Origin of the sequence: Streptomyces sp. NPDC006529, from assembly GCF_040611795.1 — a bacterium.
In the GTDB taxonomy this organism is placed as follows: Bacteria; Actinomycetota; Actinomycetes; order Streptomycetales; family Streptomycetaceae; genus Streptomyces.
In genome coordinates this window covers 1-17,678 of sequence record NZ_JBEXPB010000033.1, presented here as the reverse complement: position 1 = coordinate 17,678, position 17,678 = coordinate 1, and the positions used below count along the sequence as shown (strand labels likewise).

The following is a 17,678-nucleotide window of genomic DNA, read 5'->3' as shown; positions in this document are numbered from 1 at the left end:
CTCTCGGTAACACATTCGGCCCAGGCGCGTACCTGGCGGCTGCAGGGGTTGCTGGTGACGTTTACCGTCACCTTCTGCTTGGCCCAATTGACCGTGGAGTTCGCGCTGGTGATGCAGCTGGGGTCCGCGCTGGCCGACGTGGCTGTAATGACCGGGATACCGCCGAGAACGGCGACCGCAGCCGCAACGGAAAGGGTCCTCTTGAATATGGTGGCGATTTGCATCGGAGCCATCCCCCTCGAAAGTGAACTACTCAAGGAGGACGTCTGTCCTCCTGATGCAATTAGAAGCCCAACGGAAACAAGGTCTCAATGAAGTCGTCGGAAGAGGTCAAGAAATGACCCATCGGCGGGGTGCCGGGCGTCGTCTGATAACCCCTTGCTCCCCGGTCCGCAGCCACCACATCACCGACGACGACCGGCCCGCCCTCACAGTCGCGGCCTCATTGCACCTGCCCGAGCTCCAGCCGTACATCGGCGAGCCCTTCTTGCAGACGCTCCACACGCTCGTCGCCCTCCAGCGCAACGCGCCGGTGTCGACGCAGGACGCCACGAAGCCGCGCTACACCCTCGCCGACATCGCCGGAGCGCTCCCCGGCCTGCCAAAGGACTTCCTGGCACGTCTCCCCGACATCCTGAGGCTGGAGCCCGCCACCTGGGTCGGCTCCAGTGGAACCACCGAGGAAGGCATCTGGTGGCGCGAACTTGACCGGGAGCTCCGCAAATATCGGGAGGCGACGGACCTCGAGCAGTACGTGCGTACCACGTCACGCCTCATTACCGAGATGGCTGGGGAGCTCCCGGTCCCCGCTCAAACCGCTCCGGCACCGTTCCCTGTGCCCGCGCCCGGCTCGTATGTCGACGAGGGTCTGATCGCCGATCTGGAAGCCAAGGACACGGCCCTGCGGGTGGACAAGCTGGTGGCCCTGGCGTGCGAGCTCAACACCAACCATGCTGCCGAGAACCCGTACGCATGCCAGATGCTGCTGCGCGCAATCCTCGACCACGTCCCGCCGGCCTTCGGCCAGAGCGCCTTCCAGGGAGTGGTCGCCAGCTTCCCCTGGGGGAGGACCGACAAGGCGTACGTCAAGAAGCTCGCCGAGTTCCGCAACTCCGCTGATGACGTCCTGCACCGGCAGATCAGCACCCAGCCCAGCCGAATCGACATGCACGACCTTCCGCCGCGCGCATACGTGAACGCGCTTCTGCAGGGCGTACTTGTCAACCTCCCCGGCATTCCGCAGCCTCAGGGGTCCCAGTAAGTACCCACGTCAGTTCTCGCGGTCGAAGCCGCGGTCGAAGCCGCGGTCGAAGCCGCGGTCGAAGCCCGCGAGGACCGGGTCCAGTTCGGCCGCCGCCCCGCACAGAGAGCACAGCCGGGTGCCCGGGTGCTGCGCCGCGTCCAGGGCCCGGTTCTGGGTGAGCACCGGCGCCCCGGCCGGGGTCTCCTCGCAGTCGACGGATTGGAGGGTGCCCCGCCGGGCCCGCGGCCGCCGGCCTTCGCCAGTACCCAGCCGGACGGGCGGCGCGGCCCCAGCTTGCGCTCCACGAGCGACGCCGGCTCCAGGTACTCGACGGGCACGCCGTCGTACGAGACGCCCTCCACGGGGCGTACGTGGTGCGGCGCGCGAACCCAGACACGGTACTCGACCGGCTCTACCGTGTCCCCCGACGGGCCGTTGCGGTACGCGGGGAGGCCAACCTCGTACAGCCAGCCGTCGCGCACCTGGCGCTTCGACCACAGGCGAGCGACGACCTCTTGGTTCCCGGGCAGCAGCACCCGGATGGGGACCGGCACCGGCTCGGAGGGGGCGGAGGACGTCGTCATGCCTCCACCGTAGGCGCCGACCCCGACAGCACCCCAGTGACCTGCACGAACGCGGTCTCTGTCCACAGGCCGAGGCGCACAGCATCGCGGTATGACGAACGACGACGCACGGCAGCCAGCCTTGGGCCGCGGCATGGCCCTGGAGGCCCTCGCGCGGGCGGAGCGGAAGGTCTTCACCCGGCCCGCGCCGAAATCCGCAAAGGCACAGATGAAATTCCTCCTCACGCGGGCGAAGGGCTCGTCCAAGGCCCTGGCCGACCGCTTGGGCGTCTCGCGCCGGACGGTGGAGCGCTACCGCGCCGGGAGCCTGACGACCCCGCAGAAGCGGCTCCAGGCTGCCCTGGTGGAGGAGACCGAATCCGAGTGGCAACCGCAGGTCAGAGCACAGGTACGCGAACGGGCGTCCACCACAAGCGGCATGATGGTGGACGTGGTCGCCTACTTCGGATTCACCTGCAAGGGCAGCTCGGACGACGGCCGCGAGCGCTCCATCACCACGGACATCTCACCCACCTACGCGAAGCAGATCCTGGAGCTCCAGGCAGCCGGAGCGACGGAGGAGGACCTGCATCCGCTCGTCGCCGAGGCCATCACCGAGTCCTATTTCACGGAATGGGGCACCCGAGCAAAGGGCCTTCGCGCAGATTTCACACACGTCCAGTCCATAAATTTCCGCCTCTGACCCGGCCACATTCCGAGCCTGCTATAAACCGTATTCGGTGGGCCGCTGACAACGTTCTGGCGGCGGCCCGCTCCCTGATTCCGGACACCGATTGCGAGGCCGCGACGACCACGCCCTGGCCGACCCGGCGCACAGCGCGCCATCCGCTCCCTCCACACGTCGCCGCGCCCCGCGGGCCGGTCGACCCGGCCCGGATCGGCCGCCGTGTCGTACGGCGCCAGCCGAAGGGGATGGACGTCGGCGCCGTCGCGGCCGCCCTCGAGGAGGCACGGTTCGACGCGCGGCAGGCGTCCCGGTACGAGGACCTGGCCGACGACCTCCGCGGCCCGGCGGAGCTCGTGGAGTGGGAGCGCATCGCCGCGCTGCTCGCCGCTGCCGGTCCGGGCGCCGTGTATGACCCGGACGTCGACGACGTCGTCCAGGCCGAGCTCGCCGCCGACGCCGCGGCCCCCGCCGACGCCGCGGCCGCCGCCGACGCCGCGGCCGCCGCCGCCCAGGAAGCCGAGCTGCGGGAAGCGATGCGGATCGCGGCCCGCGCCGACGAGCTCCAGGCGCTGCGCGACCCCGGCACCCTGGATCAGATCGAGCCCCGCCACCACGGCGACGAAGCGGTCCGCGACGAGCTCACCCGCCGCGCCGGGGCGTACATGCAGCCCGACGTCGACGCCTGGCTCGCCCGCCCCCTCGCCGCTCACCGCGGGCACTACGCCGACCCGGCCACCCGCGAAGGCGCAGCCGGCCTCCTGCACCCGCCGGTCCTCGCCCACGCCGCGCTGCTCGCGGCCCTCACCCAGCTCGTGGCCTGCGCCGACGTCGACCAGCTGCCCTTCGCGGCCCGCCTCGCCATCGCCGACTCCGAGGACGCCGGCGAACTCGCCGCGTTCCTCACCCGCGCCATCACGCCGGGGAGCCGGGCATGAAGCGCGGCCAGGAGGTCGTCGCCGTGTGGGAGGAGCACAGCGACATCGGCCACCACTACGAGGAACTGCGCGCCGACGGGACCGTCGAAGCCTGGACCGAGCCGCCCTTCGGCGAACCGCTCTACCCCGGCCAAGGCGACCCCGACTACAACCCGATCTGCTCCTGCCCCGGGCTATGGCCGCTCGCCTTCTGCCTCGACTGCGCCGGCTGCGACACGTGCGAGCAGTGCGACTGCTTCCTCCCACGCCTGCTGTGAGGTTCACGCTGAGCGACAACAACACCTCACAACACCCTGTCAGCCAGCCTGTGAGCAGTGAGGCTAAATGCGACTGTATGCCCTGTTTGCCTATGAGGTAGCGGGCTGTTCCCCCTGGTGAACAGCTTCCAGACCGTCCGGCCTGTGAGCTGTGAGGCCCCAGACCCGCGAGCTCGGCGCTCGTCACCCTTGGTTGCATACGGGGTGCAACACTGCCGTGCAACGCACTCGCGCAACACACCGCAACAGACCCCCTGTTGCGGTCTGACCTGCGAAGACGCCTCCGGTGCAACGCGAGCAGGCATGTTGCACCCCCGCGTTGCACCACTCCACCCCGCCCGGACCCCGAGCGCCCACACGCCGCTGCCCGTCACTCCCGCCCGACCACGGACGTTGTGCGGGACATGGACTGGGCGCAGTTGCTCAAAGACCTCGCGGACGCGGTGGAGCTACGCAATCGCAGGGTGGCAAGCGAACGCAAGGACGATCAAGAGCGCGACAAGGCCTGGATCACGCTGCGGTAGTCCTGGCTCAGGGCTGTCCCGTAAGTGGGCTCCGTGGTTGTGGGCTTCAGAGGAAGACCAGCGGGACGTCCTTGTCGACGCAGAGTCGCAGGACGCTCGCCAGCTGGCGGGCGTCTTCGATGTGCTGCTGGAGGAGCTGGTCGCTGCCCTCCGGTGCCCACTGGTTGGTGATCGCCTCCAGCCGGGCCAGAACCGACGCGCACTCGGAAGGCGAGAGCACTCAGTCAGCGATGGTCGGGGCTCAGCAGCGTGGCGGCCGCGGCTATGAATGCAATGGATGCGTCCTTGGCCGCATGCCGCCGGGCGTCCAGTTCGGGCCGGTCGATGGCCTTGCGCAGGGCGTACGTGGCATCTGCGGCTTGCTGTGCGGGGCTGGCCAACTCGGGGACCAGGACCTGAAGGCGGATGTGGGGCGCGGTGATGGCCGCCCGGGTGTCATGGGACCTGGTCTGGGCCTCCAGCAGAGCGCGACGAGTTGCCACTGCAGCCCCGTTCACCAACTCCCTCACCATCAGGCTCACCCACAACACCCCCGGTGGCGCACCCGATCGAGGGCCGCACACCGCATCTGATGCACCGCCCCCTAACTGCACCTTTGGGCCCAGCACCAGGTTGACGCTCTTGGCCAACGCCTGCACCACCGCGGAGCGGCTACGACCCGAGCACCATGACGCCGACTGAACGCATCTGAATGGCCCGCCAAGGCCTCGCCGCGCCATCCCTGCCCACTGCGTGACAGGGTTTTTGGCCATAAGCCCGGCCGACGTTGCACGTGGAAAGTCTCCCGTGTGAGGATTCGGCTGGTGAGTGACAACGGGGAACACATACCGTCGCCCATGGGGCGCACCAGGCTTGCCGACTTGGCTGAAGCGGCCGACCAGCGAGGTCCGTCGAGCGCGCCGCCGGCCTCGCCCGCACCACAGCCCGTCGAGCAGGCACCGGCGGCAGATGCCCCGCCCCCTGACGAGCTGGCAGCCGCGCGGCGGCGGTTCGCGATCCTGCTGGGTGAATTCCGGCGTACGGCCGTACTCGTGCCGCTCGACGACCAGGGCAGTCTGTGGACCGCGGACCAGGACGGCGTGCGGTGGATCTGCGCGTTCTCCGACGAGGCGGCGCTGGCCGCCTTCGCGTGGGCGCGGGGGGAGGCCGGCCGGGAGTGGAGCTATCAGACGCTCCTGGGTGCGCGGCTGTTGGATGTGATGGTGCCGTTGCTGCCGGGGCCGGGCGGTGTGGCGCTGGATGCGGGCAGCCCGGACGGGATGCTCTTCCCGCCGGTCCGGGGCATTGTCCCGGCTGCCGTCGCCGTCGACCTGGAGGGCGCCCGATGAGCGGGGGCGGGGGCGGCCCCGACCTCCAGGCACCGGCCGAGGCTCTGGCGAAGATCGCGAGCGGTATCGATCTCGCGCACGCTGAACTGAAGGATCTCGGGGTCATCGGCCGGGCATCGGCGGGCCGCGGGTTCGCCGGGCTCGCACTGTCAGGGCTGGAGCTGGGGGACAGCGCGCTGACGTCGGAGTTCAAAACGTTCTGTGACCGCTGGGAGTGGGGGGTCCGGGCGCTGACTCTGCGCGGGAACTCGTTCGCGCAGGAGGTCGGCCTGTCTGCTGGCTCGTTCGCGGAGCAGGAGCGTTACATCAAGGACTCGTTCAAGATCGGCGTGAACTCCCTCAACGGGAACCCGCACCTGTCGGAGGACGACGTCAAGGAGATGAGCTGGGACCAGGTCAGCTCCCAGATGGCGACGGACCGTCCCGACTTCAGCGCAGAATCGTTTTCCCAGGCCAACCAGGACGTGAAGCAGACCTGGAAGGACACCGCGTACGACGCCTTGGACACAAAGATGGAAGACATGGAGCGCTACGGTCTCCTGGATCCCACCGTGCGGGAGAAGGCGGGCGAGGAGCTGCGCGAATCCTTCGATCCGTCGGAGCAGGCCGTGGAGCAGGCCGAGCGCTCACACCGGGGTGAGCGCTGATGGTGAGCTGGGACGGCCTGGGCCACCTCGCGGACAAGGGGATCGACCTCGTCGACAAGGGCATCGACAAGGGCAAGAAGCTCGTCGGCGAAGGCATCGACAAGGCCACCGACGTCGCGGGGGAGGGCCTGGAGAAGGTCGGCGCCCACGACTGGGCGGACGCGGTCGAGGACTGGGGCGACGAAACCGCCTCCTCCCTCGGCGCGGACGTCGGCGAACAGCAGCTCGGCCAGACCGAAGAGGCCAACGAGCTGGTCCACGGCAACCCCGAGAAGATCGCCGAGACGGTCAAGAACCTCCGCGACTTCCACCGGGCCTTCGACCTCGTAGGCGCCGGAATGAAGGGCCTGGACTCCGACCACTGGAAGGGCGAAGCCGCCAACAGCTTCCGCGAGCACTTCCAGACCCTGCCCACGGACTGGCTCCACGCCTCCGACGCCTTCGAGAACGCCGCCAAAGCCCTGGAGACGTACTCCACCGCCATCACCACCGCACAGGGCAAGGCCCGCGAGGCGATCGCCCTCTACAAGGAGGGCACCCAGGACTCCAACACGGCCGTCCACGCCTACAACAAGAAGGTCGACGCCTACAACGCCGCCCGCAACAGCACCAGCCCGCTGCCCCTCCCCGGCGAGTTCACCGACCCCGGCCAGGCCAAACGCCAGCGCGCACAGGAGATCCTCAAAGCCGCCCGCGAGACCCGCAAGGAAGCCGCCGCGACGGCCAAGAACGCGGTCAGCGCCGCCATGGCCCATGCCCCCAAGGAGCCCACCGGCCGGGAAAAGGCCATGCTCGAGATCGGCGACTACGGCGTCGCCCAGAGCGTCGAACTGGCCCACTTCGGCGGCGGCATCGTCAAGGGCACCGCCGGCCTGGTCAACTTCGTCCGCTCCGTGAACCCCACGGATCCCTACAACCTCACCCACCCCGCCGAGTACTACAAGGGCATCAACACGACGCTCGCCGGCCTCGTCTCCACCGCCGCCAACCCCGACCGCGCACTCAAGAACGCCTGGGACGCGGCCAACGGCGACCCCTCCGAGTTCATCGGCCGACTCGTCCCCGAACTGGTCGGCACCAAGGGCGCAGGTCTGCTCCGGGGAGGCCTGCGCGCAGGAATGCGGAACGGTCTCAAGCACGGGCTGGAAAGCGATCTACCGGGCCCAGCGCGCAAGGGTGTCTCCGACCCTGCCAAGCCATCCCGTACGGAAAGGGCGGCCGAGAACGACCCGTCCGACCCGATCGACCTGGCGACCGGCGCCATGTACCTTCCGCAGACGGACATCGTGCTCCCCGGCGTCCTCCCGCTCGTTTTCCGACGCAGGGTCGCCTCCGACTACCGTGCCGGCCGCTGGTTCGGTTCCTCGTGGTCGTCTACTGCCGATCAGCGATTGGAGATCGACGCGGAGGGAATCGTCTTCGCGTCGGAGGACGGACTGCTGCTCGCCTATCCCCATCCCGCCCCGGGCGTTCCCGTCGTGCCGAGCCACGGCCCCCGCTGGCCACTCGACCGCGACCAGCACGGCGCGTACACCCTCACCGATCCCGACACGGGCCACGTACGGCACTTCGAGGTCCTCCGCGGCGGTGAGGCACTGCTCAGCCAGATTGACGACCGCAACGGGAACTGGATCACATTCGGCTACGACGACGTCGGCGCTCCCACAGAGATCGTCCACCACGGCGGCTACCATCTGAAGCTGACCACGTCGTGCGGACGGATCACCGGGCTGCGCCTGGCCGGGGCGGCGCCTGACGGCAGCGATCAGGACATCCTCCGTTACGGCTACGCCGATGGTCACCTCACCGAGGTGACGAATTCGTCCGGCCTGCCGTTGCGGTTCACGTACGACGAGCATGGCCGCGTGACCTCGTGGACCGACACGAACGGCAGCCGGTACGAGTACGCCTACGACGAGCAAGACCGCTGCGTCGCCGAAGGCGGTACGGAGGGGCATGTCACCCTGCAGCTGGAATACCGCGACGACCTGCGGACGGGCCAGCGCGTCACGACGGCGGTCACCGGGGACGGTGCGGTTCACCGGTACCTCGTCAACGAGGCTCATCAGATCGCAGCGGAGATCGACCCACACGGCGCGGTCACACGTTTCGAGCGCGATCAGCGCAACCGCCTCCTCTCCTACACAGATCCTCTTGGGCGCACCACATCCTTCGTGTACGACGATGCGGGTCATCCCACGAAGGTGACGCGACCGGACGGCCGAGAACTGTCCGTGGACTACAACGCGATGGGGCGCCCGACTCGAATCACCTATCCCGACCGGACGACGGTACGCAGGGAGTACGACGAGCGGGGCAATGGAATCGCGATCACGGATTCGGCAGGCGCCGTCACCCGTTTCGTCTACGACCAGAGCGGCCGCACCACCCAGGTCACCGACGCGCTCGGCAACACCACCCGCATCCAAAGCAATGCTGCTGGTCTCCCCATCAGGATTACCGACCCTCTGGGACATACGAGTCGGATTGAACACGACGCGTTCGGCCGCCCGACGTGCACCATCGACCCGGTCGGCAGCATCACCCGGTTCGAGTGGACACAAGAGGGCAGGCTCGCCCGGCGCGTCGACAGTGACGGTTCCGAGCAGTCATGGACGTACGACGGTGAAGGGAACTGCCTCACTCACACGGACGCCATGGAAGCGGTCTCACGTTTCGAGTACACCCATTTCGATCTCATGGCGGCTCGTACCGAGCCCGACGGCACTCGATACGAATTTCAGCACGACCGACAGCTGCGCCTTACCCAAGTCCTCAACCCCTTGGGCATGACCTGGGACTACGAGTACGACGCCGCCGGCCGCCTGATCTCCGAGAACGACTTCGACGGCAGAAGCCTCACGTACGAGCGTGATGCCGCCGGGCGCATGATCACGCGTACCGATGCCATGGGCCGAGTGGTGCGCTACGAGCGCGACGTGCTCGACAACGTGGTGTCCAGAGATGCCGACGGCTCCGTAACGACATTCGAGTACGACCTCTTCGACCAAGTCACCCGAGCGGTCGGTCCGGACGCGACGATCACCTGTATCCGTGACCGCCACGGCCGCATCGTGTCCGAGACCGTGAACGGGCGGACGATCAGCTTCACGTACGACGTACTTGGGCGAAGGACGGGCCGCACCACACCGAGCGGTGTCGTGAGTCGCTGGGGCTACGACGCCGCCGGCCGCCGCGCCTCGTTGACCACCTCGGACCGCTCGATCACTTTCGAGCATGACGCCACGGGCCACGAGATCGCCCGGTACATCGGCGATTCCCTCACTCTGCTGTCACAGGTCGACGCCATGGGACGCCTGCTCGGCCAGCAGGTGACGAGCCACGGGCGCGGGATCCAACGCCGGGACTACTCCTACCGTGCGGACGGAAACCTCGTCGCTCTCGTCGACCAGCACGCGGGTGCCAAGCGATTCGATCTCGATGCCGCAGGCCGTGTGACCGCGGTTCACGCCGCAAACTGGACCGAGCGGTATGCCTATGACCATGCCGCGAACCAGACGGAGGCCCACTGGCCCGGGTCGCACGCTGCGCCGGAGGCAACCGGCCGCCGTTCGTACCAAGGAACCGCGCTCGTCGCGGCTGGGAACGTCCGGTACGAACATGACGAACTCGGCCGGATCACTGTGCGGCAGAAGAGGCGCCTCTCACGCAAACCGGATACCTGGTCCTACACCTGGGATGCGGACGACCGTCTCGCTGGTGTCACCACACCGGACGGCACGGTGTGGCGCTATCTCTACGACCCGATGGGCCGCCGCATCTCCAAGCAACGGCTCGGCGAAGACGGAGCGGCGGTTCTGGAACACGTCGTCTTCAGCTGGGACGGAGCCACTTTGTGCGAACAGGTCGCGTCCGCGCCCGACCTGCCTCATCCCGTGGCGATTACCTGGGACCACAAGGGAGCACGGCCGCTCGCCCAGACCGAGCGGCTGCTCGCGGGTGCGGACGCACACGAGACGATCGACGAGCGCTTCTTCGCCCTCATAACCGACCTCGTCGGTACCCCGAGCGAAATGATCGACGAGTCGGGCCGCGTGGTGTGGCGGGCTCGCAGCACACTGTGGGGCACCACGACCTGGAACAGGTCGAGTACGGCATACACGCCGCTGCGATTCCCGGGCCAGTACTTCGACCCCGAATCCGGCCTGCACTACAACTTCTTCCGTCACTACGACCCTGAGACCGCACGCTACCTTTCCACGGATCCGCTAGGGCTGGCACCCGCGCCCAATCCGTCGACGTATGTGCATAACCCCTTGACGTGGTGTGATCCCCTGGGCCTGGCGCCCGACTACACGCCTCTCCGAGAGGGCTACAGCTCTCAGCCCGGTTTCGAAAAAGATCCGTACCACAGCGATGTCGTGGATCGGCGCAGAGCGAATATGCGCGACCTCTACGGCATCAAGGATCATGATGCGAACGCCATGATCGGGGCCAACGGTACCCAGATCACCAGCAAAACCCTCTGGAATCACGGGCAGTACCGCATCGATGTCGAGAACCCGGATCCAGGCGGGCGGGCCGGGCAGCTGCACTTCCAGGACCAGGGCAACAAGGGTGCCAAGTACCAGTACGATTTCGACACGGGGAAGTTCGAGGGACTCCCACGGTCCATCGAAAAGGCCGTGGGGAAAACCCCGGGATTCATTGGCGCGATCAGAAAGGGCCTCTCCGCTCTCGGGGAGGGATAGGGCATGAAAAAGAATTCGAAGATGGCCGCACTCCTGGCGGAACACTCCCTTGCCGACCTGACCGACGAGGACATCCCGCCCATGTTCCGCGAGGTCAAGGAGGAGGGATGGTCGTACACCTCTAACGGCGCACGTGTGCTGACTGGCCTGATTCCGGACGCCACCGCCTCCTATTACGACGTGCTTCAGGAGGAGACATCGATCAACGGGCGGGGGATGACCGACTACGATCTGCCGACGGCGGAGGCCGAGCGGGCAGTCCCCCTCCTCCGGAGGTGCTTCGCCTACGCGTTCGCATGTCTCACGGAAGCGGAACGGCGGTTCGGGGACCGCGAAGTGCTGGCCTACATCATCCTCTCCATGGGCGGCGTCGACGACGATCTCCTGACAGCGACGGTGACCTTCTGCACACACGATCCGAACACCGCGCCGTACATCCGTGACATCGAGAACGTCCAGGACGGGGCGGTCGCCGAACTCACCCTGGGCGACGGCGGCAAGCGGAACTGAACGGCGTCGGCGCGAAGCGGTTCCTTCCCCCGGGGAGATACGTGCCCAGGGGAGGCCGGAGCCTCGCAGCGTTACCGGATCTCGGACGGTGACCCGGTTCTCGTCCAGGAGAGCATCATCGGGCCCCGGTGGACCCGAAGCTGGGCCCGCTGCCGGGCGGCGTAACCCAGATAAAGATGAGAGAGGGCAGACAGGTCCCGACTCATTCCATGCGGCACACCAACGGAGATCCCCAAGTGACAGAATCAGATCCCGGCCTCGTGGTCACATGGGCCCAAGGCGACAGCACATTCCGGTGGAGCGGCCCCGCCGGGACCGTCGAGAAGCCGTACGAGCGTCCGCCGCAGGATGTCATGCCGTGGCGGGAGTACGACGAGACGCTGGTCGTTGTGGTGGAAGCCATCAACACGCACCGTTCACGCCGCCGGACAATGCGGTGGTCTTCCGGGCCGACGGCTCGGAACGGTTCCCGGCTGCACCGCCGCGTGACCTGGTGTACACGCCGAGCGATGTGCACGGCTTCGACCTCGCTGTACCGCAGGATGGCCGACCGCTCATGATCATGAGCACGCGCACGGAGGCGATTTCCAAGCCCGAATCGACCTGGAGACCGGGCAGATCGTGGACACCAACCACTGGCGCGGATAGCGCCGCAGCCGTCCGGTGTCAGCCGTGCTCCGGCTCAACGGGAAGCCACAGCTCGGCGTCAGCGTCGGCGCCGGGCTTGTCCCCTGACATCCGGATGCGCAGTAGCTCAGGGCCGGTACGACTCCGGTACGGGTTCGACGGGAACCACTCGGTGAAGACGTCCCGCCACAGCTCCTGGATGGCCTGCGGCGCCGGTCCGGAGGCGCAGAAGACCGCCCACGTGCCGGCCGGTACGGCCAGCGTGGTCGCTCCCTCGGGCATAGCCGGGGGAGCGGATGTGATGACGCCCTGGTAGTAGTCGAGTTCGGTGCCCTCGGCGCGGCTGGGGTCCAGGCCGTCACAGACCGCGACGATGCCGTGAGGCTCCTGATCCGACAGTTTCTCCAGGCCTTCCAGGGCCGGCCGATCGATCCCGCGAACGAAGTCGATGATCGCCTGGTTGGGTCCCGCGTGCACGAGCGGTACCCGCGCCTTGAACCCGACGACGCTGAACTCCGCCTTGTCCACAATCCGGTATCGCATATTGCTACTCCCTTCGATGGTGAGGCGGAAGGCCATCCGGGACTGGGAGTTGAGCGCGGCGCCCGTACGGCGGGCCTCGCCCGGCCCGACGCCGTGCATGGAGCGGAACGCCCGCGCGAACGCCTCGCCCGAGCCGTACCCGTAGTGCACCGCGATGTCCAGCAACGTGTCACGCCCCGCGAGTACCTCGGCGCCCGCAAGGGTCAGCCGACGGCGCCGGACATACTCCGACAACGGCATGCCCGCGAGCGCCGAGAACATCCGCCGCAGGTGGTACTCGGACGTGGCCGCGATCCGTGCCAGCTCCTCCACCTCGATGGTCTGGTCGAGATGACGCTCGATGTGCTCCATCGCCTGGTTCAGCCGCTCCAGCATCCCGGCCTCCTTCCTCTTGACGACCACCACGCTAGACAGCAACCACCGGGGCGGACCCGACATCTCGTGCCCGATCGAGTCGGGTCGACGACGGCCCCGTCCATTGAGGACTGACGGCTGACCAACCCACCGAAGATCGGCCGCCGCCTTCCGGTCAGCGGCAGCTCGAAAGTCGCAGGAGGGCTTCGCTACGGACGTCGGGGTCCTGATCCGACGCCAATGTCCGCAGCTGCGCAATCAGCTCGCTACTGTCCTCTTCGCCCGTCCACCGAGGGTCGCAGTCAAGTTCCGCATCGAGCTGATCAGCGGTTCCGTCGCCAGGTGCGACTGCACGGGCCGTGAGCACGAGGCGCAGGCCGGCCAGATCCCTCCGCGCCAGAAGAGCCGACGCGGTATCCGAGGTCACCCCGGTGTCCTGCTGGTCCAGGAGGAGGCGGCGCAGGACACCGGCGACACTCTCGATCTCAGTCACTGCCGCCAGACGACGTCCGGCAGCGGCTCTCACGGACCAGGCCGGAGATTCGGCGGCGGCGATCACGTCGGCCAGCCCTTGTCCGGCGAGTTCTTCCATCGCCCCAGTCTCTCAGCAGGATGTCTCGACCCATCGGCGGTCATGCATCAGTGCGAGCGGTCAGCCTCCGGCGAGCCAGGCCAGACCAGGCGCCCCAAGTCCGGATTTGCGGCGCACCCGCCCAAAACCGGCCCACAGAATGGCCCCCCAGAGGTCCGATCCCAATGGCCCCTGGGTGATGAGACCTTCCGTCGCCTCACAGCCCCGCAGCGGGCCACTCAGGGCGTTCCTGTCATCCTGAACTACAAGTGAGGCTCCTCAAACTCCTCTGATCGGCTCAATTGCGAGTGCGTGCTTCAAGCCCTCGCGTTGGCCAGCCACGCGGGCTACTGGGCCAAACCCATCACGAAGATCAAGGGCAGTGCCGTCGCTGAGCTGGACCTCGAAGGGCTCGAACCGGTACCTGAAGTCCAGGGCCTCGCGGACACTTGGTGGCGGGGCAAGAATTCGCTGGTTGCCGTCTACCGCGGCGAAGCTTCAGGCTTTGACGCCCCCCACTGTCTGAGGGCCCACATCTACGACGGCCCCGACACATGGGGTCGCAGAGGCAATTGACACGCCGATGACCAAGCTCGTCGACCCGTCGTCGCCAGCTGAGCGCCTACTTAAGCGAAGAGGCTTCCCGATGAAGAGGTGGAACCGTAAGGCCTGTTTTGATGGCCGCTAAGTGACTGCCGCCTGACAGCCACACCTTCCCTTGGAAACGAAGCTCAGGTGCCAGCGGCCATTGAGGATTCCCCTCATACGGTCATGTCTGCCGTCACTTTCCGTCGATCTGCCGGGGGTCTGAGTTGATGGTGGGAGTCAGGCCATGGATGGGTCCTGGGCGCTGACGGCGTTGCTGTCGGTGGTGGTTTTGGGAATACGGATCGGCGTTTGGTCTTTGAACGCGTTGGCACGGTCGGTGTCGGCCCTCTGGTGTGCGGCGGGCCACGTCTTGTCCGAACGAGAGAGTGCGGTGATCACGCAATGCAGGCGGTGCGGTTTCACGAGTACGGCGGGATCGATGTGCTGCGGGTGGAGGAGGTGGAGCGGCCGGTGCCCGGTCCTGGGCAGGTGCTGGTCGAGGTCCGTGCGGCCGGGATCCAGCCGGGCGAGGCGCATATCCGCACGGGTGCGCTGCATGACCGCTGGCCGGCGGCGTTTCCCTCCGGGCAGGGTAGCGATCTGGCCGGCATCGTGGTGGAAGTCGGCCCGCACGTCCGGGGTTTCGCGGTGGGCGATGAGGTTGTGGGCTTCACTCACAGGCGGGCCAGCCATGCGCAGTTCGTTGTGGTCGACGACGTGAACCTGGTCTCCCGTCCGGCGGGGTTGGCCTGGGAGGTGGCCGGGGCTCTGTACGTGGCCGGCACGACTGCCTACGCCACCGTGTTCGCGGTGGACCCCGGCCCGGACGATACGGTCGTCGTCTCCGGTGCGGCGGGCGGAGTTGGGTCGCTTGCCGTGCAGCTCGCGCGGCGGCGCGGCGCCACGGTGATCGGGCTGGCGAGCGAGCGGAACCACGCTTGGTTGAAGGATCGTGGTGTCCTGCCGGTCGCGTACGGGCCGGGTGTGGCCGAGCGGATCCGTCAGGCGTCCGGCGGCAGGGTGGACGCGTTCATCGACACTTTCGGCGACGGCTACGTGGCACTGGCAGTAGGGCTGGGCGTGCGGCCCGAGCGAATCGACACGATCTGCGACTGGCAGGGCGCGGCCAAGGTCGGCGCGCGGACCTACGGAGAAGGTGCGGCGGCGTGTGCCGTCGTGCTCGGCGAGCTGGCCCGGCTTGCCGCCCGCGTGGAGCTGGAGGTGCCGATCGCCCGCACCTATCCACTGGAACATGTGCGGGACGCCTTCCGCGAGCTGGAGCAGCAGCACACCCACGGCAAGATCGTGCTCCGGCCCTAGCTGCGGCTGCCCGAGGCGGGCACAGATCCATCCGGGCTCTCGACCCGTGCAGAAGCACTCCTGCGTCGCACCGGTCACGGGGAGTGCCCCACCCCGATCTCACCTCGGCATAGCGGCCATGTGGCGGGCGCTTCATGTGGCTTCTCGGCCACCCATGGTCGCTTCTATACCGCTGGCGGCCAAGGTCAGAGGGCCCAGGGCAGTCGGACGGCCTCGATTTCCGTGTCGTTCAGGAAGGCCTCGATGAGCGGGGCGGGGCCCGCCACCTTCGTGGCCCAGAGGTCGTAGTCCGTGCAGAGGACCCAGGACCGGTCGTGGGCCCAGAGGTTGGACGGGGTCCAACCGTCCTCCTCCGGGTGGTCGTACAGCGCCTTGGCATCCACGAGCGTGCCGTCCCGGACGTGCAGATTGTCGAAGTCTTCAGCCCTCTGCAACAGCGGGTTGTAGTAGGCCAGGCAGCGGGTTTGTGCACCCTGCGGGCTGTGCTCGGTGAGGATGTCGATCAGCCGATTCCAGTCGGTGCGGTCCATGCTGCCCTCAGACGGCCCGTCGATACCGACAGGCCAGCCGCTCGGCTCCCGGAGCGAGGGGAAGGAGCGGTAGCAGGGCAGCTGACCCTCAGAAGCGACTGGATCACCGGTCCGCCGGGAGAGTTCCGCCCAGCGCAGCCGGCGCCAACGGGGGCCGCGGTGCTCGCCCGGCGGCCCGTTGAACACGTCCCCGGGGTCGAGGCCCGGAATGATCTCGGACCCGCCTCCATTCAACACAGCTCGCCGATACGCGACATAGGACATGTCGGTGGGCCCGAGATTGTGCTCGTACATGGAGTGGAGAACCCAGGCGGCGTCGGGCAGTGCCGGTGGCATGAAGCCGGTAAGCCCGTCGTCATCGGTCAGCTCCCGCAACCAAGCCGTCTCCCCAGTCGCATTCAGCGGCCACCCAGCGGTCGCCAGCGCAGCGGATGCCTCGTTCATCCGCTCAGGATCGCACCGCCGCAGCGACAACGGTCCGCCCCCGTCAACTACGGCTGCGTGACCGGTGTTCTTGTCTGCCGTCATCACCGGACCGTGAATCCCAGGGGCCAGCCCCTGGACCCCGCCAGCGCCTGGCCGCGCTGGACCGGCCGTGGCATGGGGGGCTACTCGCCCCCCAGACCCCCTCGCCAGGCGCTCGGGCGCCCTGGACCCGCTCACCCTCGCGCCCTGCCCCACCTCCCTGACGGTCGGTGGTGCACCCCTCGGGCGCTGGGCGCCCTCACTGGGCACGAGGGCCATGCAGCATCCGTACTCCACCACGTATGAGGCTGGGGAGGGGATGACCCTGTGAGTTCGCTGACCGCGGGCTGAAGCAAGTGCGGGTGCGTCGGCTGGTGTTCGGGGAGTGGAGCAAGTAACCAAGCCAGGGGGAACAGGTCCGAAGTACAAGCCGGTCCTGTGTGCGTGTGTCCTCCGGAGCACATGAGCACCTTCGGAAGGCCCCCGCAGAGTGCTCAACACACGTCAGATGTACCTGGCCCAAGGGGAGATGACCCTCCCGGAGGCCGTCGGTCAAGTTGCGCTCTTTAATAAGAGGGTGCCGCGATTTTAAGCCTCTGACCTGCGGGTTCGTCGCAGGGCATGTGTCCCCCAGGACACATTTGGTCCTCCGAGATGTATACCTGGCGAGCACATTTCGCTGAAAACTCAAGCAGCCATGTACTTTCTGACAGCGCCTTGAGGCTCGGCGTCGTCGCAGGTCAGCGAGGCGACCCTCGGGCCGACAGGGCTCCTCTGCTCGAACGCTGAGACACCCGAATGTGCCGCCATCTCGACACAAAAAAGTCAAGCAGCCGTGTACTTTCGGCGCTTGTTCGCGAAATAACTTCACGATTGGTGTACTTTCAACGGCCGGATCGAACAGCGCCTCCCCGAGACCCCACCCAGAGGCGAGTTCCGGCGCGCCGACGCAGCAAAAGAAAAGCAGCAGTTGATTTTTTGGATACCCTCGGACCGCCTGAGTAACAAGGAGGTCCTGTGACATCTGATCCGCCCGCCCGTCGTCGGCAGCGCGGGCCCCGGCCTGTTCCCGTCCCCACAGCGGCAGGGAACGAGGCCGAGTACGCAGACATCCTGGCCGTCCTAGTGCCGTGACCGGGAAGGTTCGCCGGGTTGGGTGGTCAGGCCGCGATGGGTATGGGTCTGCCGCCCCAGCGAAGGCCTCTTTCGCTGCGGATTCTGGCGCGTTCGCGTCGTTGGGCGGCGAGGACGTCGGGGTGGCGGGCGTTCTGGT

Annotated in this window: 15 protein-coding genes and 2 pseudogenes; 9 read left to right on the top strand and 8 right to left on the bottom strand. The window is 67.5% G+C overall.

The window, feature by feature from the left end:
- The first annotated feature begins 337 nt into the window (after positions 1-337).
- The gene (locus ABZY31_RS21875; RefSeq protein WP_356412808.1) at positions 338-1,261 is read left to right on the top strand and encodes a hypothetical protein; all 924 of its coding nucleotides are present in this window, start codon (positions 338-340) and stop codon (positions 1,259-1,261) included.
- A gap of 9 nt (positions 1,262-1,270) precedes the next feature.
- Here ABZY31_RS21875 and ABZY31_RS21870 read toward each other — a convergent pair.
- Positions 1,271-1,827, bottom strand: a pseudogene (locus ABZY31_RS21870) (DUF6233 domain-containing protein).
- Positions 1,828-1,918: 91 nt separating this feature from the next.
- Here ABZY31_RS21870 and ABZY31_RS21865 point away from each other — a divergent pair.
- From ABZY31_RS21865 to ABZY31_RS21855, 3 genes are all read left to right on the top strand, one after another.
- Positions 1,919-2,509: a terminal protein gene (locus tag ABZY31_RS21865; protein WP_356412807.1), complete on the top strand. Its 591-nt coding sequence runs from the start codon at positions 1,919-1,921 to the stop codon at positions 2,507-2,509.
- 230 nt (positions 2,510-2,739) lie between these two features.
- Positions 2,740-3,429, top strand: coding sequence for a hypothetical protein (locus ABZY31_RS21860; protein ID WP_356412806.1), 690 nt, complete (start codon positions 2,740-2,742; stop codon positions 3,427-3,429).
- The gene (locus ABZY31_RS21855; RefSeq protein ID WP_356412805.1) at positions 3,426-3,686 is read left to right on the top strand and encodes a hypothetical protein; all 261 of its coding nucleotides are present in this window, start codon (positions 3,426-3,428) and stop codon (positions 3,684-3,686) included. Before ABZY31_RS21860 ends, ABZY31_RS21855 begins: the two co-directional genes overlap by 4 nt.
- 570 nt (positions 3,687-4,256) lie before the next feature.
- Here the strand turns inward: ABZY31_RS21855 and ABZY31_RS21850 are convergent.
- Both ABZY31_RS21850 and ABZY31_RS21845 read right to left on the bottom strand, forming a co-directional pair.
- Positions 4,257-4,430, bottom strand: a complete 174-nt coding sequence (locus ABZY31_RS21850) for a hypothetical protein (protein WP_356412803.1) — start codon at positions 4,428-4,430, stop codon at positions 4,257-4,259.
- A 4-nt stretch (positions 4,431-4,434) separates the two neighbouring features.
- Positions 4,435-4,692, bottom strand: a complete 258-nt coding sequence (locus ABZY31_RS21845) for a hypothetical protein (protein WP_356412801.1) — start codon at positions 4,690-4,692, stop codon at positions 4,435-4,437.
- A gap of 321 nt (positions 4,693-5,013) precedes the next feature.
- On the opposite strand from ABZY31_RS21845, the gene ABZY31_RS21840 reads away from it, so the two are divergent.
- From ABZY31_RS21840 to ABZY31_RS21825, 4 genes are read left to right on the top strand one after another with little or no spacing between them, the layout of a single operon-like run.
- Positions 5,014-5,538, top strand: coding sequence for an SseB family protein (locus ABZY31_RS21840; protein WP_356412800.1), 525 nt, complete (start codon positions 5,014-5,016; stop codon positions 5,536-5,538).
- Positions 5,535-6,185 carry a hypothetical protein gene (locus ABZY31_RS21835; protein ID WP_356412798.1) on the top strand — a complete coding sequence of 217 codons (651 nt, stop codon included), beginning with the start codon at positions 5,535-5,537 and terminating at the stop codon, positions 6,183-6,185. The genes ABZY31_RS21840 and ABZY31_RS21835 overlap by 4 nt, the downstream gene beginning before the upstream one ends.
- Positions 6,185-10,897, top strand: coding sequence for a putative T7SS-secreted protein (locus tag ABZY31_RS21830; RefSeq protein ID WP_356412796.1), 4,713 nt, complete (start codon positions 6,185-6,187; stop codon positions 10,895-10,897). The genes ABZY31_RS21835 and ABZY31_RS21830 overlap by 1 nt, the downstream gene beginning before the upstream one ends.
- Positions 10,898-10,918: 21 nt before the next feature.
- Complete coding sequence (locus ABZY31_RS21825; RefSeq protein ID WP_356412794.1) at positions 10,919-11,407, top strand: hypothetical protein; 489 nt, start codon at positions 10,919-10,921, stop codon at positions 11,405-11,407.
- Positions 11,408-12,073: 666 nt separating this feature from the next.
- Here the strand turns inward: ABZY31_RS21825 and ABZY31_RS21820 are convergent.
- From ABZY31_RS21820 to ABZY31_RS21810, 3 genes are all read right to left on the bottom strand, one after another.
- On the bottom strand, positions 12,074-12,952 hold the full coding sequence (locus ABZY31_RS21820) for an AraC family transcriptional regulator (RefSeq protein ID WP_356412792.1): 879 nt from the start codon (positions 12,950-12,952) through the stop codon (positions 12,074-12,076).
- Between the two features lie 154 nt (positions 12,953-13,106).
- Positions 13,107-13,523 (bottom strand): hypothetical protein, encoded by a 417-nt coding sequence (locus ABZY31_RS21815; protein ID WP_356412790.1) that lies wholly within the window; start codon positions 13,521-13,523, stop codon positions 13,107-13,109.
- Between the two features lie 804 nt (positions 13,524-14,327).
- Complete coding sequence (locus ABZY31_RS21810; RefSeq protein WP_356412788.1) at positions 14,328-14,489, bottom strand: hypothetical protein; 162 nt, start codon at positions 14,487-14,489, stop codon at positions 14,328-14,330.
- Positions 14,490-14,492: 3 nt separating this feature from the next.
- Here ABZY31_RS21810 and ABZY31_RS21805 point away from each other — a divergent pair, with 3 nt between their 5' ends.
- Positions 14,493-15,410, top strand: coding sequence for an NADP-dependent oxidoreductase (locus ABZY31_RS21805; RefSeq protein WP_356412786.1), 918 nt, complete (start codon positions 14,493-14,495; stop codon positions 15,408-15,410).
- A 185-nt stretch (positions 15,411-15,595) separates the two neighbouring features.
- Here ABZY31_RS21805 and ABZY31_RS21800 read toward each other — a convergent pair whose 3' ends face one another.
- Together ABZY31_RS21800 and ABZY31_RS21795 are read right to left on the bottom strand one after the other, a co-directional pair.
- The gene (locus ABZY31_RS21800) at positions 15,596-16,468 is read right to left on the bottom strand and encodes a hypothetical protein (RefSeq protein ID WP_356412785.1); all 873 of its coding nucleotides are present in this window, start codon (positions 16,466-16,468) and stop codon (positions 15,596-15,598) included.
- 1,097 nt (positions 16,469-17,565) lie between these two features.
- Positions 17,566-17,678: pseudogene (locus tag ABZY31_RS21795) on the bottom strand (IS630 family transposase); the annotation flags it as partial.